Raw genomic sequence first — 21,961 nt, forward strand, 5'->3', positions numbered from 1 at the left:
TACTATACTTTCCATCTATCGTATCACACATAAAGGGAAACTTCCATAAGAGGGAAGGCTTTTCCCAGGATAACGTCAACGTCCAATCAATCATTTCGATCCGCAGTCCAGCAGCTGTGGTTGGAACGCTTTTTTCGACTTCACGGTGCGATTCACGTTCCAACGCGTGCGGTTGGATTACTTTTTTCGGCTTCACACCCCGATTTAGGCCCCTAACACACACTGTTTTCCGCCTGCAATTGTTGTACTTTGACTTTACCTTGAAGGCTTTTCCCAAATCGGAGGTTAACGCCGGAACACAGCTTATGCTTTCCCATATGCAAAATTTTTATCCCGATGATGATGCGCGTTTATCGGCCTCATTGAATGTCAAAAGACTGAACGCGTAGTACGTTCAGCCTTTCATCATTTACTTCAACAGTTTCATGACATTTTTTACGGAATCCACGGATGTGGAGAGGTCCTGTTTTTCTTCTTCCGTAAGATTCAGTTCGATGACTCGCTCGACGCCGTCCCCTCCGAGGACGGTCGGGACACCAAGATAAAGATCATTGTAGCCATATTCGCCTTCGAGATAAGCAATCGTCGGTAATATACGTTTTTTGTCTTTAATGATCGATTCAACCATTTGCGTTAATGCAGCGGCCGGCGCGTAATAGGCGCTTCCGTCGCCAAGCAGCGAAACAATTTCTCCGCCACCTTTGCGTGTGCGCTCAATGATTTTATCGATACGGTCTTGGGATATCAAGTCCGTTAACGGTACACCGCCAACGCTTGAGTAACGAATCAGCGGTACCATGTCGTCGCCATGGCCTCCGAGCACAAAACCTTGCACATCTTCCACCGACAGGCTTAATTCCTGGGCAATAAACGCACGGAAACGAGCCGTATCCAAAACGCCTGATTGACCGATCACCCTGTTTTTCGGTAAGCCGGATGCCTGGTAAACTGCATATGTCATCGCATCCGCAGGGTTTGTCAGTACGATAATGTACGTATCAGGTGAATGCTTTACAATTTGCTCGGTAACAGATTTCATGATGCCGGCATTTGTATTTACGAGATCATCCCGGCTCATGCCCGGTTTCCGGGCGATGCCTGCGGTAATAACTACGACATCAGAGCCCTCCGTGTCCTTGTAATCGGAAGTTCCGGTCACATTCACATCTGCGCCTACGACAGGGGTGGATTCAAGCATATCGAGAGCTTTCCCCTGCGTTGGGCCCTCTTTATCCGGAACGTCCACTAGGACAACGTCTGCCAGTTCTTGTTGCGCAACATTAAGGGCCGTTGTAGCGCCTGTAAAGCCGCCGCCGATCACAGATACTTTTCTACGTTTAATCGTCATTAGATCTGCCTCCTTGGGGATCCTTACATGTTCTTGATGAGTTCATCCGCAAACCCGGAGCATTTCACTTCTGTTGCGTTATCCATTAACCGGGCAAAATCATACGTGACAACTTTGTTGCCAATGGTCGCATCCATAGATTGGGTGATGAGTTCTGCAGCTTCATTCCAACCAAGATGGCGGAGCAACAATTCTCCGGATAAAATTAACGATGATGGATTCACTTTATCCTGTCCCGCGTATTTAGGGGCAGTTCCATGTGTCGCTTCAAAGATGGCATGACCGGTATCATAGTTAATGTTCGCGCCCGGTGCGATGCCGATGCCGCCAACTTGGGCTGCCAAAGCGTCAGAGATGTAGTCGCCGTTTAAATTCATGGTCGCAACAACATCATGTTCTTTCGGGCGCGTAAGAATTTGCTGCAAGAAAATATCAGCGATCGCTTCTTTGATGATGATTTTCCCTGCTGCTTCCGCTTCGTCTTGTGCTTTGTTTGCCGCTTCTTTGCCTTCTTTTTCCACAATTTCGTCATAGGTTTGCCAAGTGAACACTTGATCACCGAATTCACGCTCTGCGAGCTCAAAGCCCCAGGCTTTGAAGGCACCTTCCGTGAACTTCATGATATTTCCTTTATGAACGAGGGTTACGCTTTTACGATTTTCGTCAATGGCGTATTGGATTGCAGCGCGAACGAGGCGTTCCGTTCCCTCTTTGGAAATCGGTTTAATGCCGACGCCAGACGTCTCCGGGAAGCGAATGTTTTCCGATCCCATTTCATTTTGAATAAAATCAATCACTTTTTTCGCTTCTGCCGAGCCTTCCTGGAACTCGATGCCCGCATAGATGTCTTCGGTGTTTTCACGGAAAATCGACATGTCCACTTCTTCCGGACGTTTAACCGGAGAAGGAACGCCTGTATAGTGACGAACCGGGCGCAAACACGTGTACAGGTCGAGTTTTTGCCGCAATGCCACGTTTAAGGAACGGATGCCGCCGCCGATAGGCGTCGTAAGCGGACCTTTAATCGCGATCAAGTATTCGCGGATCGTTTCTAGCGATTCTTCCGGGAGCCATTCACCCGTTTTATCGTGCGATTTGCCGCCAACGAGGATTTCTTTCCAATCGATTTTTTTCTTGCCGTCATAGGCTTTCTCAACAGCCGCATCGATGACACGGGAAGCTGCCGCCCAGATGTCGGGACCGGTGCCGTCTCCTTCAATGTATGGAATGACGGGGTTGTCCGGCACATTTAATCTTCCGTTATTTACTGCAATTTTTTCAGCCATTTCAAATTCCTCCCAGAAAAAATTAAATCTCGCGCATCGGCTTAACTCGCCGATACTTCAACCTAAGGATGACTTCATGCCCTGGTAGCTATCATAATCCCTGCACTACAATAAGAGTTGAAGCCTGGATCAACACACGCTACGAACGTTCGCCCAATGGAATGTATTTTTGCGTGTCCGGCCCGACGTACTCCGCACGGGGGCGAATGAGACGGTTGTCGGCATACTGTTCCAGAATGTGCGCGTTCCAACCTGCCGTCCTGCTCACAGCAAAAATAGGGGTGAATAGATCATGGTCAATGCCTAAACTGTGATACACAGATGCCGAATAGAAGTCCACATTCGGAAGCAACCCTTTGTCCTTGGCCACTTTTTCCTCAATAGCCACCGACATGTCATACCATTTCGTCTCTCCGGATATGGTTGTTAATTTCTTCGACATGTCACGCAAATGTTTCGCGCGCGGATCACCGTTTTTGTAAACCCGGTGGCCAAATCCCATGATTTTTACTTTTTGGTCAAACAATTCCTGAATATGATCTTCAACGCGGTTGACTTCCCCGACTTCGCTCAACATCGCCATCACACGTTCATTGGCGCCGCCATGCAAGGGACCTTTCAATGCACCGATGGCAGCGGTGATTCCGGAGTAAAAATCGGACAATGTCGCCACACAGACGCGCGCCGTAAATGTGGATGCATTTAATTCATGATCCGCATGCAAGACGAGTGCTTTGTTTATCGCATCAACGGCAACATCTTCCGGTTCCTCGCCATTCAACATATAAAGAAAATTTGCGGCATAGCCAAGATTTTCTTTTGGTTTAACAGGGGCTTTCCCGTTTCGGATTCTTGCAAATCCGGCCACGATCGCGGCAATCTTTGCCTGCAAGCGCAAGGCAATCCGTTTTGCGGCGCCTTCTTCGACTTCATCCGCTTCCTCGTCGTAAAGACCCAATTGCGAAACCGCTGTCCGTAATGCCGCCATCGGATGTACCTCAGCAATTGGATAGGCTTTCATATCATTAAATATCTCATTCGGCACTGACATATTAGCCACTAAATCGTTTGAGAATGTCTCCAGCTCCGTTTTGTTCGGCAGCTTGCCATTCCATAATAAGTATACCACTTCTTCAAAGGACGAGTAATTAGCCAGATCATCAATATGATAACCTTGGTATGTGAGCACATCGTCAATAATTGAACTTACGCTCGAAGTTGTAGCTACAATACCTTCCAAGCCACGCGTTTGGCTCATAAAAAACCTCTCCTTTACACCTGAGAATCCGATGACCGGCGGACACATCTCCCGATACCTAGGTAAACATTAACCGTAACTGCTTGTCCATCTATTTAACACAACCAATGCCACGCTTTTACATTTTGCCGCCGGTTTTTTCACCATCCACTATTATATACATTTTTGTAGGATTTGTGAATGAATAGCCATTATTCTTTACGACAAATTGCGATTCATGCTTTTTTGGCAGGTAAGAAAGTATAAAACTTTTTCCTGCATAAGTGCAACTAAGGCTTTCGCCATTAAGGCTTGGCGATAAGCCAAGTTTTCTAACGAAAGACAACACCGCAAAATATCGTGCGGGAACCCACGGCTGCTTTCACCACCGTCGGATAACCATGATATTTCGATTAATCAGCACTTTATTGAAAAAATAGCGGACGAAGCCTTTGATATACGTTCGCGTAAACGGAAGGATGAGCATAAAGCCTAGAAGGTCGGTGAGAAAACCAGGGGCGACAAGCAAAAAACCTCCGAAAAGGATACAGATGCCATCAAGGGCAATGCCCGTCGGCGTTTGCTGATTTTGTATTTGCAGTTGCAACACTTGCCATGTTTGCCTGCCTTCTCTTCGCGCCAACCATACACCGATCACACTTGTGAGGAGCAAGAGGAGCAACGTAGGAAAAAAACCAAGTGCTCGTCCGACTAACCAAATGACGATGATTTCAATAATTGGGATTGCGAGTAACAAAAGGATAAACAACCTCGCCAAAAATATCCCTCCTTTGGCTGATAAAACCTACTGAGACCTGTACGCTTATAAAACACTGGCATGTCCTCTGTAAATATCTCCCCGTGCACTGTCCAACGTTAATTCTTCCCCATCTTCAAAACGTTCAATGGCACGTTCGACGCCAACGACAACGGGGATCCCAAGGGTTAAGCCGACAACGGCAGCGTGGCATGTCAGGCCACCTTCTTCGGTGATGACAGCCGCTGCTTTTTCAAAAGCATTCATCATCTCTTTATCCGTCGAAGGCGCGATTAAAATGTTCCCTTCTTCCATTTTATCGTTCGCTTCTTGGGCGTTACGGGCAATAACGGCTTTCCCGGACGGATTTGTCTGGCCTATTCCTTGCCCCTTTGCGGCGACTTCACCGATGACGTGTACTTTCATAATATTCGTTGTTCCGGTTTCTCCAACCGGAACGCCGGCGGTGATCACAACGAGGTCTCCGTAGTTGGTTACGCCGGATTTAAGGGCTTCGCTTACTGTTATGTCGAACATTTCATCCGTCGTTGACACTTTTTCACCAAGCAATGGACATACGCCCCATACGAGGTTTAAGCGTCTGAGCACACGGATGTCGCTCGTAACGGCAACGATTTTTGATTTAGGTCGGTACTTGGAAACAAGCCGCGCCGTATAGCCGCTTTCCGTCGCTGTAAGAATCGCGGATGTGTCCAAGCTTAACGCTGTTCTGGCTACCGCTTGGCTGATCGAATTTGTGATCGTCGTCCGACTTTCCTTCGTCCGGTTATCCAACACCTCTTCATAGTTTAACGCGGATTCCGCCTTCACCGCAATACGACTCATCGTCTCAACCGCTTCGACAGGATAGTCGCCTGCAGCTGTCTCTCCCGACAGCATAATCGCATCCGTGCCATCAAAAATCGCGTTCGCAACATCACTTGCTTCTGCTCTGGTCGGACGTGGGTTTTTCGTCATCGATTCAAGCATTTGTGTAGCTGTAATGACCGGTTTTGCCAGATTGTTGCTGTAACCGATCAGTTTTTTTTGAATAAGCGGAACTTCCTCGGGGGAATTTCCACTCCTAAGTCGCCTCTTGCCACCATGATTCCTTCGGAAACTTCGAGGATTTCTTCAATGTTTTCGACCCCCTCTTCGTTTTCTATTTTGGGGATGATAGGGGTTTGTTCAGCTTGATGAAATTCCAGTAATTCCCTGATTTCAAAAACATCGGCTGCCCTTCGAACGAAAGAAGCGGCAATAAAATCAATGCCTTCTTCAAGCCCAAAGCGAATATCTTCCGCATCTTTTTCTGTCATTCCCGGTAAGTTCACTTTAACTTTCGGCAAATTGACGCCCTTATTATTTTTTAATATGCCGTCATTCATGACGGATGCATTGACATCATTTCCGTCAACAGATTCTACCTGCAATTCAATCAACCCATCGTCCAGAAGGACAGTGTCACCGGGAGAAAGGTCATTTGCCAACTCTTTGTATGTAACACCTATTCGCTTTGCATTTCCCGGGGTATTCTCACCTGTGAGACGGATGACAGACCCTTTTTGCAAGTGCACTTCTCCATTTTCCATTTCATACGTGCGAATTTCAGGCCCTTTCGTATCCAATAAGATCGATATTTCTTTACCGGTCTCCGCTGCTGCTTCTCGAATCGTTTGTATTCTCGCACGGTGTTCTTCATGGTCTCCGTGGGAAAAATTAAGACGGGCAACATTCATTCCGGCATCAATCAACTGTTTCAGTGTTTGTTTGTCCTCAGATGCAGGGCCGATCGTTACAACGATTTTCGTTTTTCTCATCATAACAAATCCTTTCCGTTTGCTAGCGATGGAAGGTGGAAGGTTAGAAAACCAATCGCTAAATAGGGATTGCTGAACAACTTACATATATTAGTTGAAGCCGGGATGCCGCTTCCATGGCTTCGCTTTCCGCGGACGAACGGTCAAGCCTCCTCGCGCAAAACCGGCGCTGCGGGGGCTTGACGCGTCCGTTTTTCCGCTGGAGTCTCGCCATTGCAGCACCATCCCTCCGTACGTTGCCAGAAGTGCAAGGTTTTTTTGCTTATAGGATGGATTTCCTTGCATCCAGCTTTGACAACAGCAACGGAAAATGCTTATGTGCCAGTCTTTTTCCATTATTCAGCAGTCCCTAAATAGACAACTCCTGGGACAGTCGGTACATATTTTCATCAATGTGATGGGTTTTTTCCAGCGCATGGCTGATCGGTTGATCAACGATTTCATTCGCCAATATTCCGGCCATTCGACCGGACTTCCCTTTGATTAATAATTCCGTTGCGTGTGCGGCGAGCCGACTCGCAAGCACACGGTCAAAAGCTGACGGCGAACCACCGCGTTGAATATGCCCCAGAACAGTAACTCGTGTTTCAAAGCCGGTGCGTTCCTGAATTTCTTTTCCAAAGTCCACTCCGCTTGCGGCACCTTCCGCCACGATAATAATACTATGTTTTTTGCCTCGCTTATGCCCTCTTACAAGACGATGGACCGTGTCTTCCATATCATAAGGCTGTTCGGGGATGAGGATCGTTTCTGCACCATCGGCCAACCCGGACCATAGCGCCAAGTCTCCGGCGTGGCGCCCCATGACTTCGATCACATAGGTTCGCTCGTGGGAGGTTGCCGTATCCCGTATTTTATCGATCGCTTCGATAACCGTGTTCAAAGCAGTGTCAAAGCCAACGGTAAAATCAGTGCCGGGTACATCATTATCAATGGTAGCGGGCACACCGATCGTCGGAAAACCTAAATTGTCCAACGCTTGGGCTCCCCGAAAAGAACCATCTCCACCAACGACAACGAGCGCATCCATCCCGGCGTCTTGTAAATGCCGCATCGCTTTTTCCTGTCCTTCTTTTAATTTAAACTCCTCACACCTTGCCGTATAGAGCTTCGTCCCCCCGCGATGGATAATATCGCCGACATCGCCGATTTCCAAAGGATGAATATCATTGCTCAAAAGGCCGGCAAACCCGTAGTTGATCCCCCACACACGCACATCATGGTAGATCGCTTTCCGAACAATTGCTCGAATGGCTGCGTTCATCCCGGGAGAATCCCCCCCGCTCGTCAAAATTCCTATGTTTCGCATAGAACCTCCCGCTTACTCATCCGTTTTTCCGATCTTATTGAATTTCTCAAAACGTTGATCCCGCAATTGCTCTGAAGAATAGTTCGCAAGTTCAGCTAAGCTGCCGTCCAACGTTCGCTCGATGAAGCCGGCTTGTTTTCTAATATCATAGTGAGCACCGCCGCGCACTTCCGGAATAATTCCGTCAATAATGCCGAATTCATCAAGATCAGGGGCTGTGATGCGCATCGTTTCCGCCGCTTTTTGCGCTTGGGAAGCATCTTTCCAAAGGATTGTGGCCGCTCCTTCCGGTGATATCACGGAGTACGTAGCGTTTGCAAGCATATACATATGGTTGCAAACCCCAAGGGCAAGCGCGCCTCCGCTGCCACCTTCTCCGATGACAATGCCTATTGATGGCACACCAAAACCGGCCATTTCCAACAGGTTCCGCGCAATGGCTTCACTTATCCCTCGTTCTTCTGACGCTTTTCCCGGAAATGCCCCTTTCGTATCAATGAAAGTAATAATCGGCCGGTTGAATTTATCTGCCTGTTTCATCAAACGTAACGCTTTGCGATACCCTTCAGGATGAGGGCTGCCAAAGTTACGTCGTATGTTTTCCTTCGTATTCCGTCCCCGCTGATGGCCGATGACGGTCACCGGACGTCCCTTGTAAGTGGCGATACCTGAAATGATCGCTTCGTCATCCCCGTAGAGGCGGTCTCCGTGTAACTCAAGAAAATCAGAAAACAAATAGTCAATGTAATCCAACGTCGTCGGACGCTCCGCGTGACGCGCAATCTGTACGCGTTCCCAAGGGTTTAATTCATCATAGATTTGAACTTCAAGTTCCTGCAATCGTTCTTCCAGGTGGCGAATCTCCGTTTCTAAATTAATGTCTTTGTCCTCGGTAAAATTTTTTAGCTCATTAATTTTATTTTGAAGGTCGACCACCGGCTTTTCAAATGGAAGATTTTGGCTCATTGTTAATCTCCTTCTGTTCCCACGCATGGATTTTCAGGATATTCACAAGTATATCTTTTGTTTCCGAACGAGACACGACTCGGTCCAACTGCCCGTGCTCCAATAAAAATTCCGAGGTCTGAAAATCATCGGGAAGTTCTTCGCGTATCGTCTGCTCGATCACCCTTCTTCCTGCAAAACCGATCAGCGCTCCCGGTTCTGCGAAATTATAATCTCCCAAAGACGCGAAACTTGCCGAAACACCTCCGGTTGTCGGGTGGGTCATGATGGAAATAAAAGGAATGTTAGCCCGATGTAAACGGTCCAGAGCAACGCTTGTTTTCCCCATTTGCATCAGGCTTACGACTCCTTCTTGCATCCGCGCTCCTCCTGATGCACTATACATGATAAACGGTACGCCGGTTTTTTCCGCCTGCAAGATGGCGCGGGAAATTTTTTCTCCGACGACAGCGCCCATGCTTCCCATTCTAAAACGCGCGTCCATGACGCCAAGTACAACCGGGTACCCTTTGATCGTTCCTTCTCCGGTGACAACCGCTTCGTTCAATCCTGTTTTTTCTTGGTCTTTGTTTAGCTTCTCCTCGTATTCGGGAAAATCCAAGGGGTTTCCCGAGAACATCCCCGTGTCCATTTCCCGAAACGTTTCCTCGTCAATGACAGAATCGACACGCTCATAGGCGGTCATACGAAAATGATGCCCACACTCGCTACATAAATTCAATTCCTTTTTTAGTTCACGCGAGTACATGATGGTTTTGCAGCTGGGGCATTTCGCCATTACACCGTTATTCATTTTTGTAGGCTGCGTTCGTTCCGATGGAATCGTTGCATACTTTCTTTTTTTTGAAAATAAATCCCTAAACAAGCTGTTCACCTCTTTAGTTCTCCTAAGCCGTTCGTTTGAAAAGCGACCGCCTTTATTGGCGATCGCTTTTTACCCATCGCGCTTGCTTATTCCTCAATCAAAGCTTCTTTGCGCGTTCGTTCGGCAATTTCCTCGGGGTCGGCATTTTTTCTTGCCACGCCTGTTTCCATAGCGGCTTTCGCTACCGCGGCAGCCACTGCCGGGGCGACACGAGGATCAAATGGAGCCGGAATCGTATAATCCGACGATAATTCGTCGTCACCGATAAGGTCAGCAATCGCATAAACGGCTGCTTGCTTCATCTCCTCATTAATATGGGAGGCATTGACATCAAGGGCGCCCCTAAAGATCCCCGGAAAAGCAAGGACATTGTTCACTTGGTTCGGATAATCCGACCGCCCGGTGCCGATGACGATTGCTCCGGCTTCTTTCGCAACATCAGGCATGATTTCCGGAGTTGGGTTTGCCATTGCAAAAATAACCGGATGGTCATCCATCGACCGAACCATTTCTTTCGTTAATGCCCCTTCGACGGAAACACCGATAAAAACATTGGCCCCATGGATGACATCCACTAATGGACCTTCTTTTCTCTCAAGATTGGTCACTTTCGCCACATTTTCCTTGACTTCATTCATGCCTTCAGGTCTGCCTTCATAAATCGCACCTCGGGAGTCACACATGATGATTTCTTCAACTCCCATGTTCATGAGCAATTTAATAACGGCAATGCCCGCTGCTCCTGCGCCGTTGATCACAACCTTGGCCTCAGAGAGACTCTTTCCTGCTACTGTTAATGCGTTGATCAACCCGGCGACAGTCACAATCGCTGTGCCGTGCTGATCGTCATGAAAAACAGGAATATTCGTTTCTTCTTTCAATCGGTCCTCAATGATAAAACAATCCGGCGCTGCAATATCTTCAAGATTAACGCCGCCGAAAGAAGGCTCCATCATTTTAACTGTCTCGATGATTTTCTCGTTGTCTGCAGAATTCAAACAGATAGGAAAGGCATCTACGCCTGCAAACGATTTAAACAAAACCGCCTTTCCTTCCATGACGGGAAGAGAAGCAGATGCCCCGATATTTCCCAAACCTAACACGGCGCTCCCATTTGAAACGACAGCAACCATGTTGCTTTTCATCGTGTAATCAAAGACCTTTTCCGGGTCCTCGTTAATTTCTTTGCATGGCTCAGCTACGCCGGGCGAATAGGCAAGGCTTAGGTCGCGGCTGTTACGAACTGGAATTTTTGACTTGGATTCAAGTTTTCCTTGTTTCATTTTGTGAAGATGTAACGCTTCTTCTTTTATTGTATCCACGATTTGTACACTCCTTCTAGGATTTTTTTGCGAAAATATGTGCTCCAGTTCGCTCTGCTTTCTGATTGAGATCTATTATAACAAAGACAACCTGCCCGTACACCCTTTTTTACCTTTAAATTAAATATTTCTTTGCTGATGTGAAGGATTAGCTTAACGGCTGTCCTCTGATTTCTTCCGTTCCGCGACATTTTCCTCCCCTACAAGCAGCTTTACGTTTGCACGAAGTTCGTCATTGATGCGCACACGGTAACGATCATCAAACGCAAATAATTGCTTCGTTTTTTCGTTGTATACGCGCACTTGGGAGAAACCGGGCATTTTTTGCAACAACTTTTTGAGTCGGTGGGATTGGGCATGTTCATGCGTTTCATCCGTCCATTTAATGTAAAGAACGGTTGCTGCTTCTTCCTGCGCACGTTCTACAGTGATCACATCATCGGCAATTACTTTATTGCCGTATTGGTCAACCGTCCGCTTTCCGCGCACAAACACATAGCGTTGTTCCTCCAGTTCATGATTCACTTGCCGATACACATTTGGAAAAAGGACCACTTCACAATTGGCACTGTCATCACTAAGTTGCAAAAACGCCATTGTTTGTCCGTTTTTCGTGCGAATTTGCTTCACATGTTCAATCGCACCCATGATCCAACGTTCTCTTTTCACAGGCGCCTGTTCTACTTCCGCGAGTGCCAAAGGCGAGCGTATGGCAATAAGATGTTCGTATTGATCGAGGGGATGCCCGCTCAGATAAAAACCGGTCACTTCTTTTTCGTACATGTAGCATGTTTCCGGGCTAAGCGGCGTAGTATCCGCATAGCGAAAATCTCCGCTTCCCCGCTCAAACAGTTGCCCCAAGTCCTGCTCGAAATCCACAAATTCAAGCGCCCGGTCAATCGATACGAGTAATTTGGCACGATCACTGTGAAGATCATCAAATGCGCCTGCTTTAATGAGATTTGCAAGCATGCGGCGATTTACCGGCAAATGAGCGGTGCGTGCACAAAAATCAATAAAGGTTTGAAACACCCCACTTTTATTCCTTTCCCGGATGAGCTTCCCGCTTACTTGCCTGCCGACCTGGGTAATGATTTGCAAGGGAAAGCGCACGCCTTTTTCTTCCGGTGCAAAGGTCTCCTTGCTTTTGTTTACCGCCGGCGGGTAGATGTGCAAGTCTTGGTTCTTCATCTCTCGAATGGCTTTCCCAAGCCGCTCCTTATCATTTTCCACCATCGACAGATAGGCAGAGAAAAAAACGAGGGGATAATGCATTTTATAATAGGCCAACCAGTAAGCAATAAAGCTATAAGCCACTGCATGGCTACGGTTGAAGCCGTAATCGGCGAAACGCAGAATCCATGCATAAATTTGGGTAGCGGCCTTTTTCTCATAACCATTGGCAAGCGCACCATTGATAAATGACGCTTTTTCATTTTCCAATTCTTCACGGTCTTTTTTGCTCACGGCCCTGCGGAGCAAGTCCGCTTGCGCCAATGAGTAACCCGCGATTTGCACGGCTACTTGCATAATCTGTTCCTGATAAACGATAACCCCGTAAGTCGGGGACAAGATCGGCGCCAGATCCGGATGGGCGTTGTTTATCTCGCGGCGGCCATGCTTGCCTGCAATATAAACATCGATCTGCTCCATCGGACCGGGGCGGTACAGCGCATTGACCGCAACCAAGTCCTCAAACGTTGTCGGCTGCAATTTCTTTAACACTCGCTGCATTCCCGCGGATTCAAATTGAAAAATCCCTGTCGTCTTCCCGGCGGCAAGCATCGCCAACGTTTGCGGATCATCCTCCGGAATGGATCCGTGCCCATTACCACTTCCATTTTCCATGCGTTGTACCTCATCGCGAAGCTGTTCCAGCAACGTTAAATTTCTGAGCCCTAAAAAATCAATTTTCAGTAACCCATATGCTTCCAAGTCTTCCATCGGCAATTGGGTAACGACCGTTAACGGACCACCGGCAGTAGGCACAATTTCCGACAGAGGCCGGGCGCTGAGAACGACCCCGGCCGCGTGCAAAGACGTATGACGGGGAAGGCCTTCAATGGCTTCAGCATATTGAAACAATGTGTTCGCCTCTTTATTTTCCTTTAATAAATCCGAAAGCTTATCATCGCCCTTTCTTGCCGTTTTTAAGGTTGCATGCGCGGAAGGAAGCGAGCGAATGACTCGTTCGATCAGCGCCTGCGGGCTTCCCAACGCTTTTCCCGTATCCCTAAGCGCGGCGCGGGGTCCGAATGTACCGAATGTAATAATCTGTCCAACATGCGCGGTCCCGTATTTATTTCGCACGTATGCAATCATTTCTTCCCGGCGATGATCGGGGAAATCAATGTCGATGTCCGGCAAAGAAACACGCGCTTCATTTAAAAAACGTTCAAATAGCAATTCATAAGCAAGGGGATCAACGTCTGTAATATACAAGCAATACGCAACGATCGACCCCGCGGCCGAACCGCGACCGGGTCCGGTTAAGATGCCTGCGTCTCTGGCATAAGCCATAAAATCCCAAACAATAAGGAAGTAGTCTTCGAACGCGATCTTCTCAATAACGGCAAGTTCATGCTCCAGTCGCTCGAGCACGCGATCGTCCAAGCGGCCGTACCGCTCGTTCGCGCCTTGAAAACAAATCCTTCTCAATGCATCCCTTGGTCGCTCCTCGCCAAGATCGGGAGAAGGAAGCATTGTCTGCAGTTGATCCGGTTCTACCGAACAACGATCCGCGATTGCAACTGCGTTTTCCATTGCTATCTTATCATGCGCCCATGCCTGTTCAGCATAAGAAGCAGGGAAAAGCACATGTTCCTCACGCCATTCCAACGGGCTTACGTCTTCGAGGGGACGATTGCTACGAATAGCTTCCAAACAGCGCCGCCATTTTCTATCTTCCTCTGTTAAAAAAGAAACATTGCCGCACGCCACCCGATCCAACTTCATTGCATCGGCAAACGCGATCCAATCTTGACGTTCTTCCCTTTCCGGTAAAGGAGCGGGAAGGCAACCGGCGTATAAGCGATCCGAACCAACCTTTTCCTTCAAAGCGTAAGCAATTTCCCTGGTATGCTCCCTGTCCGTCTCCTCAGGAAGAATAACGATTAGGTCGCTACAATGCCGATAAAAAAATTCAGCATGAACCCCGGGCTCCGATTGAGATTGGGTCTCAGCCGACAGCACCATTAATTGCTGGTAGCCAGTCAGATTGACGGCGATTAAAAGGAGTGTCTTTTTCGCTTTTTCCTCAAAATCTACATCTAATTCCAAACCGAAAAGCGGTTTTATTTTTCGCTCCTTACAGCGTTTATAAAATTTATGGGCACCATACATGACGTTTCGATCTGTCAAAGCCAAGGCGGAATATCCGAGAGAAGCCGCCCGGTCCACGAGGGCCTCGATGCGGCACGTACTCTCGAGCAAGGTGTATTCACTTCGTACTTGTAAATGGACAAATGAATCCACGGCACTCTCTCCTTTTCCCACATCTAAAACAAGCATAACTTGGCCCTCTATCGATTATACATGAACATAGACGATCCATGCTTAAATGGGAATAAGGTTGTTTCGACAGATAGGGGGAACCCGGCGCATGTTTACCAGAGATTTTTTGGCTACATTGGTTTTGGATTTTTTCGTTGCCTTCGGGGTAGTGCTAGGCGGAGCCATTATCGGCGGAATTGGCGCTTTCATGATCGGAAAACCGCCGCTTGCAACCATCCACGATTTAGCCGGCAGCTTGAAAATTTGGGCGCTTGTTGCTGCCATCGGAGGGACGTTTGATGCGATCACCAGCTTGGAACGCGGTCTTTTTTACGGCACACATATCGATATCTATAAAACCGTTTGTATGATTTTGGCAGCTTTATCCGGCGCAAATATCGGTGCGCTGATCATCCAATGGATTACACAGGAACAGATTCACCCATGAGAATCCCTCCCTATTACCGGCGTCCGGGCTGGCAAAGATTTTTGGCAGGTGTCATTATCGGCGCACTGATTGGCTGGTGTATTTTCCTCTTTCAGTTTGGCAAAGTGCACGAAGAAATGATCGTGGAACTCGGAAAAAATGAATTGCACATCGAACAACTGCAACGTAATCTTGAATCGCTACGGGAACGGGAACAGGAGGAAAACAACGACGATGATTTTATCATTGAAGAAATTTCAATTGTCTTTGAAAATGAGGAAGAAAGCCGCCTCAGCGAACTCGCACTATATGACATCGAACAACAGGCCACGGAAGAATTGGAACACCTATTAGACCAAAATCTGGAAAATGTTGCTGAAAATCGAGAACTACTCGTGAGAACCATTGAAAATAAACGTTATCTAGCCAATGATTACGAATACAACCTGATTGTGCATCAGATAACCCTTTATCGAACGTTGGAACTCCATGTAGAGATTGTCCCCGTTTCCGATGACTGATTGTATCCATGAATGCCTGGTAATTTTTTTTCATAACCAGGCAATTATGTCCGGTACGCTTTACAAATCTCTTCCAACTGCTCCACTACCCGCGCTCGTTCTTCATCATTTTCTGCGGTTGCACCTGCAGCGAGCGGGTGCCCTCCCCCTTGGAATCGGCCCGCCAGCTCGTTAATGACAGGGCCTTTGGAACGAAGCCTTACCCGATAACTTTTGTCTTCCAGTTCTACGAACGTTACCCAGGCAACGATGTCTTCCACATTCGCAACGGCATGCACGATCGCTGATGATTCATTCACGCTCACTTGATACTTCCGAAGTTGTTCCTGGCTAAGCACGATAACGCCAACCCCATTTTCGCTCAACGTAAAATCGGAAAGCACCTCGCCTTCCATTCGCAACAGCGAAAGGGGTTTTTTGTACATCTCATTAAACAATCGACGAACATCGAATTCTCTTTCAAACAAAAGCTGAACAGCCTTGAATGTACGCGCCGATGTGTTCGGATGGGAAAAACGTCCCGTGTCTCCGACAATCCCTGCGTATAATAGACGGGCGCACTCACCGTCGAGCTTCCACCCATGCGCAGAAGCGGTCGTTTCATACCAATGAACGATCATTTCCGATGTTGAGCTGAATGTCGGATCCACCCACGCGAGGGAGGCATAATCATCTACAAGCGGATGATGGTCGATTTTAAAAAGTTCACGGGCGTTTTTATAGCGCTCGTCGTCAATCCGTCCGGTGTTCGCCGTGTCGCACACAATAACGAGCGCCTTCGAAAATGCTTCATCATCAATCGTGTCCATTTCAGATAAAAATGAAAGGGACGGTTCCTCTTCACCGGCCAGTTGTACTTTTTTCCCGGTGTTGATTTCAATTAATCTCGCTAACCCAGCTTGAGAGCCGATCGCGTCCGGATCCGGACGTTCATGGCGACAAATAATGATTTGCTCATAAGCGGCAATCGTATCAAAAAGTTTCTGTTTCATTTTTTTGGCTCCTTTGCCTTTTAAAACTTGTGCTCTTACTTTCAAATCGAAGAAAAAAAAGGTACACTAGGGCTTGTAAGGAGGAATTTTGATGACTATAATCGTTCCCATTGTTATGGCGATTTCAATCGCACTCTATGTGTACAATAAATTCAAACGTTTCCGCGCCTCCCGAGAAGCCATTAAACAATGGTACCAAACAAAGGCCATGATAGCATTGGGCGTTTTCATACTGGCTCCCGGATTGCTTTTCATGTTGCCACCCATGTGGGGCGTTGTGGAATTTATCGTCGGACTTGTTTTCTCGTTGCTAGGGCTTGTCTATGTCATCTACGGGAGTAAATACTACAGGAAAGTGCTGCCCTTTGCGAAAGAAGAGTCTGAAGCTATGCGAATTTCCGGAAGCGGGAAGTGAGAGACGGGGGGGTGAAAGTCTCCCTGCAGCTCTCGTGTCCCGATCGGGGTCATCCGGTTTCGCCCGGAAGTTTTTTCGTGTCGGGACTCATGAGCACTCTATGGCGACCAAAAAGCTCCGTTTTCCGGCACATTCGGGTTTCATGAACCGCATGAACCGTTTATCACAATCCTCGCCCCTGCTATTTTTCCAAGAGTTGGGCCATCATAAGGCCTTTCCCGACGAGTTCATCTTCAAGATACAGCTCCACATCCACTTTCCCGCTTTTTCGGCTGACTTCCAATATCTTTCCTTTCATCTCAATCTCGTTTTCGATTTGAACCGGCTTCAAAAAATATAACGAGAGATTTTCAACGACGAGATCTCCCTTACGATGACGGCGCAATAAACGACTGCCCACTTCTGTAACCAACGTGGACAAAACCCCATACGAAATCATCCCGATCGGATTTGTCATCTGCGGGGTTAATTCACATACATAATCGTATACAGAACCGCCGGGTGCTTCCTCCACATTCCCGGTGATAAGGTCGTCAAGCGTATCCCCTACATGTGGTTGCCGCTGGGCAACCTGCAAAGCTTTTAATACATCTTGCCGGCTGATAATACCGAGCAAACGGGATTCTCCATCAATGACAGGAAGAAGTTCGATCCCCTCCCAAACCATGACATGGGCGGCAGATGCCAAAGATGTTTGCGCATTGACCGTTATCGGCTCAGCGGTCATGACTTTCTCAACAGGCGTACTTTCTTTCATCGATAATATATCTTTCGCCGCTACCATGCCCAGTACTTTCATCTCGTTGTTAACGACCGGAAAGCGGCTATGGCTCGTATCTGTATTAAGTTGATGCCAGCGCTCCACCATATGGTCGGTTGTTAAAAAATGCGTATCCTCCAACGGAATCAATATATCTTCAACGAAGACGATTTCTTTTTTGATTAACTGGTCATAAATGGCCCGATTGATCATACTGGCAACCGTAAACGTATCATAACTTGTCGTAATAATCGGGAGAGAGTGTTCATTGGCATAGGCAATCGTTTCTTCATTCGTATCGAACCCGCCGGTAATCAACACTGCGGCTCCTGCTTCCAGTGCAAGCTGGTGGACTTGATAACGGTTGCCAACAATTAGTAAGTGTCCCGGTTCCACATAGCGCATCATCGCTTCCATTTTCATGGCGCCAATCACAAACCGCTGCAATGTTTTATGTAATCCATCCCTGCCGCCAAGCACTTGTCCATCCACGATGTTGACGACTTCGGCAAACGTGAGGTGTTCAAAGTTTTCCTTTTTCTTCTCCACACGAATCGTCCCAACACGCTCGATCGTAGTGACGATGCCTTGGTTTTCCGCTTCCTTGATGGCCCTATATGCGGTTCCTTCGCTTACGTTCATCACCTTGGCAATCCTGCGGACCGAAATCTTCTCCCCGACACCCAAATGATAAATATGTTGCAAAATCTGTTCGTGTTTCGTTGACATATGGTATGTTCACCCCCAATCTAATGAATGAAATGAAAAAACTTGGCAGCCAACCAAGTTTTCGTGCAAACAATCGTGCTCGTTTCTTTTCATTATAAAGGTGGGGCGACAGATGATCAAGCGCGAAGTCGTCCGTGCGTTTGATCCCCTTTTCTACGACTTTCGAGAATCGTTCTTGTTTCAACGGCTCCGTTTTTCTTCTTATGCCGTTCATGTAACAACGCCGAAAGATTCCCACCGACGACAAGCAAGGCAAAAACAAACCATACACTGGCAAAAATACCGGCTAACCCTTCCGCTTGTAACGAGAATTGTTCAATCGCATGCCATAAGAGGAAAAACACGATCCCCAACGAAATAAGCAAACGTAAACGCATTCGATCCCCCCTCTGCTCATTAGCATATGAGCGGAGCGTCATTCCTATGACTCGTCCAGGCTTCAACCTCCCAAGTGAACCCATTTCGAGGTTCTCTCGCTTTCAGGCCTACTGCCTGCCTGTTTACGCCTAATATGTTCTGTTGCCAAGACACATCCAAGACTCGCTATTGGTGACTCGGTTGCAGTTTTACCAAGTAGAGTTCTACCTACTAAATGACAAGATCTAAGCTTGATCGATTCCAAAATTCGGGGTATAGCATCCTTTGTAAGTAGATAATGTTTTCGCAACTTGGAGTGCTTTTGGGAGAGCTACATTCATTTTAAAATTGCTAGGGAACATTGATTCTACAATAACAACATTCAATGCAGCAGCAATACTTCCTCCACGATTAAAGATGGGGACAGCAACAGATGAGATCGTAGGGTGTAGCTCCCCTCTTGACATTGCATATTTTTGCTCCCTTATGTTTTTAAGTTCTTCATAAAATGCTTGAGTTGAAATAACTGTATTTTCAGTAAAGGACTCAAGGTCGAAACTGCCCCAATGTATTTTTTCGGTAAAAGATAATAATAATTTTCCATTTGCCGTGGCATGAGCCGGTAATCTCATACCTATACTGACGTTAATAGTTTCAACCCCACGAACTGGAGCCGTACAGATATAAACAACTTCATTTCCATCTAAAATAGAAAGGTGGCAAGAAGCTCCTATTTCATCACGTAACTTTTCCATATGAGGTTGAGCAATATCGGGAAATTCCAAACTGTTTATATAGGAAAAACCTAGCTCTAAGACTTTTGGTGTTAGGCTATATCGCTTTGTAGCTGTATCTTGATACAGATAACCCATCTTTTGTAATTCATAGAGCAAACGGTAAGGAACTGTTCGACTTACTCCGAGCTTCTTTGAAATTTCAGAAAGAGATAGACTAGGGTTTTCTTTATTGAAAAACGTAAGAATAAGTAAACCCCTTGATAAAGAATTTGCGCTGTATTTATTTTCTTTGGACATCAGTATCCCTCCTTAATGTAATCCTAGATGCATTGTTAAAATTTATTCAATATGATGATGGATCACATAGTTTTTATGAATATGTGTTTATCACTTTCATTTATTATACCTGCGCCAGACTTATTAACACGGTAAACCAAAAACTGTTTTATGAGAGTATTCCAGTTTACGTAAGAAAACCATCACTTGATAATTAAAGGTGTTTGGGTCTTCTTGATAGCAGAGATGACCAGTTTCTGGTATAGTAACAAGCTCAGATTCTTGTATATGGAAATGAATAATTCTCGATTCAGAAAGAGGTGTTATTTGGTCCATCTCTCCACAAATTATTAAAGTTGGGACTTTTATTAAGGAATAGAGCCTCATCTGATCTAAATTTGACAATGAAAAGATAGCGGACCGGTATCCTTTAGGGCGAACTTCTGACATAATCATTTCTGCATTTTTTTGTACTTGCCTTGAAGGGTTTGGTGCCAAAAGATGCTTGACCCTTTGTTTAGCTAGATCTACTGGAGATAGTGTGTCAATCGCTCTTAGTCGTTTCTTCATTTTTTGGTAATTCTCTGAACTACTAAGTGCAGCCGACCCTCTTGTCGCATCTGCGAGAATAATCCCTTTAATTGAATTTGGGTTAAGGTTATAAAGTTCAAGCGCAATAGCAGCGCCCATTGAATGACCTAAAATATACACATCTTGCAATTCCATAGCATCAAGGAACTTTTTTAGTACGCTGGCTATTTTGGTAAATGATCGAAATTCGCTTTCAGGATCAGAACTATAACCATAACCTGGCATATCCCAAGCAATTATTGTATAATAATGACGTAATACTTGCAACTGATCAGCCCAAGATCGAGAATTGTTTCCCATACCGTGTAGTAAAATTAGTGGAGGCCCACTTCCTTCACGTCTATAGTGAATAGTGTGATTTTCCAACTTAATGTAAGGCATAATGGTCTATTTCTCCCTTCTAAATCTGTTAAAGTGTAGTATCTTCCTCACTTGTAAAAAATATGCTCCGCAGTTGCTCAGGGGTTGAAAAGTTATATTTCCATTAAACAATATTAACTGTCTTGTGTATATTTTTTAGTGTGGATAATAGGCTGAGGGCAGCAAGATAGCTCGTTTTGGGATTATCAGGCATGGGTTCATTCTTGATTTGAAGATTTATTTGGCCAAACCCCCCGTGTGCTTCTATGCAGTGCTGATTCTTTGTTATAAAAGGATCTGCAATTATTTGAACCTTTGTTTGTTCAGTTCCTAAACCAGCCAGTGATAAGATAATCGAAACATTTGCATTTTTAGGGTATAATTGAATGGCTTCTTTAGCATTTCCTCTATAAATCACTCGCTCTTGATTGATCGGCTCATCGATTAACGATGATGCCGGTTTTTTGGTTGTAATTGTCACTTTGTCTAATTGCCTATCATTGTTCGCTGCTTGTATCACATCCAGACCACTAATAGCTCCGGATGGTAAATAGACTTTTGAGCGATATTTCTTTGAAAGATCATAGATTTTTTGCTCAAATAGTTCATCTACAAAAGCACCGACACTTATAATGACTAGGTCTTTACCAGCTTTCAACACGTCTGGTCCATAATTTTTAATCGCTTTTATATTAGCAGCTTCAACTATTACATCGATGTCTGATTGCAGGAAATCATCAAATGATTCGAAAACATCAATGTTTTTCATCTTTATTTTCCTGTGCATAAAAACTGCCTGTATGTGTGCTTCTGGTATGCACTTATCAATATTTACTTTCCTTAAAATATATTTTCCAATGTTACCCAATCCAATTAGTCCGACTTTCATAAAATCTCTCCTTTAGCAAATAACTCTGATTTCTCTATCTGTTTATACAAGCCATAATTAGGGATTGCTGAACAACTTGCAGCTATCAGCTAAAGCCGGGATGCCGCTGCAATGGCTTCGCTTTCCGCGGACGAACGGTCAAGCCTCCTCGCGCAAAACCGGCGCTGCGGGGGGCTTGACGCGTCCGTTTTTCCGCTGGAGTCTCGCCATTGTAGCGTCATCCCTCCTTACGTTGCCAGAAGTGCAAGGTTTTTTTTGCTTATAGGATGGATTTCCTTGCATCCAGCTTTGACAACACCAACGGAAAATGCTTATGTGCCAGTCTTTTTCCGTTAGTCAGCAGTCCCTAATTAAAGGCACCCCATACAGAAAGAGTTGTATTATATATAAAAACTGTTTTTATATATGGTTCAATATTAATATTCTCGAAAATACTTGTCAATTAAATTACGAAAATTCATTGTTGAAAAATATCTAAAAGGTTTGACAAAACAGAGAGCATCAA

General features: G+C 46.1%; 20 protein-coding genes and 1 pseudogene. 3 read left to right on the forward strand and 18 right to left on the reverse strand.

Annotated elements, in window-relative coordinates:
• Positions 1–409 precede the first annotated feature (409 nt).
• The 11 genes and pseudogenes from mdh to dnaE all read right to left on the reverse strand — a co-directional run bounded on the left by mdh (position 410) and on the right by dnaE (position 14,420).
• Positions 410–1,348 (reverse strand): malate dehydrogenase, encoded by a 939-nt coding sequence (gene mdh / locus HUG20_RS15160; protein WP_200085534.1) that lies wholly within the window; start codon positions 1,346–1,348, stop codon positions 410–412.
• Between the two features lie 23 nt (positions 1,349–1,371).
• Positions 1,372–2,634, reverse strand: coding sequence for an NADP-dependent isocitrate dehydrogenase (icd, locus tag HUG20_RS15165; RefSeq protein WP_200085535.1), 1,263 nt, complete (start codon positions 2,632–2,634; stop codon positions 1,372–1,374).
• Between the two features lie 139 nt (positions 2,635–2,773).
• A complete protein-coding gene (citZ, locus tag HUG20_RS15170; protein WP_200085536.1) occupies positions 2,774–3,892 on the reverse strand; it encodes a citrate synthase in 1,119 nt (372 codons plus the stop codon).
• 361 nt (positions 3,893–4,253) lie between these two features.
• A complete protein-coding gene (locus tag HUG20_RS15175) occupies positions 4,254–4,649 on the reverse strand; it encodes an FxsA family protein (RefSeq protein WP_200085537.1) in 396 nt (131 codons plus the stop codon).
• 45 nt (positions 4,650–4,694) lie between these two features.
• Positions 4,695–6,451 (reverse strand): annotated as a pseudogene (gene pyk, locus HUG20_RS15180) (pyruvate kinase).
• Between the two features lie 87 nt (positions 6,452–6,538).
• Complete coding sequence (locus tag HUG20_RS15185; RefSeq protein ID WP_211199988.1) at positions 6,539–6,733, reverse strand: hypothetical protein; 195 nt, start codon at positions 6,731–6,733, stop codon at positions 6,539–6,541.
• A gap of 64 nt (positions 6,734–6,797) precedes the next feature.
• Positions 6,798–7,757 carry a 6-phosphofructokinase gene (pfkA, locus tag HUG20_RS15190; RefSeq protein WP_200085539.1) on the reverse strand — a complete coding sequence of 320 codons (960 nt, stop codon included), beginning with the start codon at positions 7,755–7,757 and terminating at the stop codon, positions 6,798–6,800.
• A gap of 12 nt (positions 7,758–7,769) precedes the next feature.
• Positions 7,770–8,723 (reverse strand): acetyl-CoA carboxylase carboxyl transferase subunit alpha, encoded by a 954-nt coding sequence (gene accA / locus HUG20_RS15195; RefSeq protein ID WP_200085540.1) that lies wholly within the window; start codon positions 8,721–8,723, stop codon positions 7,770–7,772.
• Positions 8,701–9,588, reverse strand: a complete 888-nt coding sequence (accD, locus tag HUG20_RS15200; protein ID WP_200090544.1) for an acetyl-CoA carboxylase, carboxyltransferase subunit beta — start codon at positions 9,586–9,588, stop codon at positions 8,701–8,703. Before accD ends, accA begins: the two co-directional genes overlap by 23 nt.
• Positions 9,589–9,674: 86 nt before the next feature.
• A complete protein-coding gene (gene ystJ, locus HUG20_RS15205) occupies positions 9,675–10,871 on the reverse strand; it encodes an NADP-dependent malic enzyme (RefSeq protein ID WP_200090545.1) in 1,197 nt (398 codons plus the stop codon).
• A gap of 192 nt (positions 10,872–11,063) precedes the next feature.
• Entirely contained in the window at positions 11,064–14,420 is a 3,357-nt protein-coding gene (gene dnaE, locus HUG20_RS15210) for a DNA polymerase III subunit alpha (RefSeq protein WP_200085541.1), read from the reverse strand.
• Between the two features lie 91 nt (positions 14,421–14,511).
• On the opposite strand from dnaE, the gene ytrH reads away from it, so the two are divergent.
• Together ytrH and ytrI are read left to right on the forward strand one after the other, a co-directional pair.
• Positions 14,512–14,850: a sporulation membrane protein YtrH gene (ytrH, locus tag HUG20_RS15215; protein WP_200085542.1), complete on the forward strand. Its 339-nt coding sequence runs from the start codon at positions 14,512–14,514 to the stop codon at positions 14,848–14,850.
• Positions 14,847–15,350 (forward strand): sporulation membrane protein YtrI, encoded by a 504-nt coding sequence (ytrI, locus tag HUG20_RS15220; protein ID WP_200085543.1) that lies wholly within the window; start codon positions 14,847–14,849, stop codon positions 15,348–15,350. Before ytrH ends, ytrI begins: the two co-directional genes overlap by 4 nt.
• A gap of 44 nt (positions 15,351–15,394) precedes the next feature.
• On the opposite strand, the gene HUG20_RS15225 is transcribed toward ytrI, so the two are convergent.
• Complete coding sequence (locus HUG20_RS15225) at positions 15,395–16,342, reverse strand: DHH family phosphoesterase (RefSeq protein WP_200085544.1); 948 nt, start codon at positions 16,340–16,342, stop codon at positions 15,395–15,397.
• 91 nt (positions 16,343–16,433) lie between these two features.
• Here HUG20_RS15225 and HUG20_RS15230 point away from each other — a divergent pair, with 91 nt between their 5' ends.
• Entirely contained in the window at positions 16,434–16,757 is a 324-nt protein-coding gene (locus HUG20_RS15230) for a YtpI family protein (RefSeq protein WP_200085545.1), read from the forward strand.
• Positions 16,758–16,938: 181 nt separating this feature from the next.
• Here HUG20_RS15230 and HUG20_RS15235 read toward each other — a convergent pair whose 3' ends face one another.
• From HUG20_RS15235 to HUG20_RS19615, 6 genes are all read right to left on the reverse strand, one after another.
• Positions 16,939–18,246 carry a DRTGG domain-containing protein gene (locus HUG20_RS15235; RefSeq protein ID WP_200085546.1) on the reverse strand — a complete coding sequence of 436 codons (1,308 nt, stop codon included), beginning with the start codon at positions 18,244–18,246 and terminating at the stop codon, positions 16,939–16,941.
• A gap of 116 nt (positions 18,247–18,362) precedes the next feature.
• Positions 18,363–18,623 (reverse strand): hypothetical protein, encoded by a 261-nt coding sequence (locus HUG20_RS15240; protein ID WP_200085547.1) that lies wholly within the window; start codon positions 18,621–18,623, stop codon positions 18,363–18,365.
• 225 nt (positions 18,624–18,848) lie between these two features.
• Positions 18,849–19,637 (reverse strand): IclR family transcriptional regulator, encoded by a 789-nt coding sequence (locus HUG20_RS15245; protein WP_200085548.1) that lies wholly within the window; start codon positions 19,635–19,637, stop codon positions 18,849–18,851.
• Positions 19,638–19,760: 123 nt separating this feature from the next.
• Entirely contained in the window at positions 19,761–20,588 is an 828-nt protein-coding gene (locus tag HUG20_RS15250; protein ID WP_200085549.1) for an alpha/beta fold hydrolase, read from the reverse strand.
• A gap of 103 nt (positions 20,589–20,691) precedes the next feature.
• Positions 20,692–21,456, reverse strand: a complete 765-nt coding sequence (gene nadX, locus HUG20_RS15255; RefSeq protein ID WP_200085550.1) for an aspartate dehydrogenase — start codon at positions 21,454–21,456, stop codon at positions 20,692–20,694.
• An 89-nt stretch (positions 21,457–21,545) separates the two neighbouring features.
• Positions 21,546–21,677 carry a hypothetical protein gene (locus tag HUG20_RS19615; RefSeq protein ID WP_281392433.1) on the reverse strand — a complete coding sequence of 44 codons (132 nt, stop codon included), beginning with the start codon at positions 21,675–21,677 and terminating at the stop codon, positions 21,546–21,548.
• Positions 21,678–21,961 lie beyond the last annotated feature (284 nt).

Origin of the sequence: Salicibibacter cibi (assembly GCF_016495865.1) — a bacterium.
Taxonomy (GTDB): Bacteria; Bacillota; Bacilli; order Bacillales; family Marinococcaceae; genus Salicibibacter; species Salicibibacter cibi.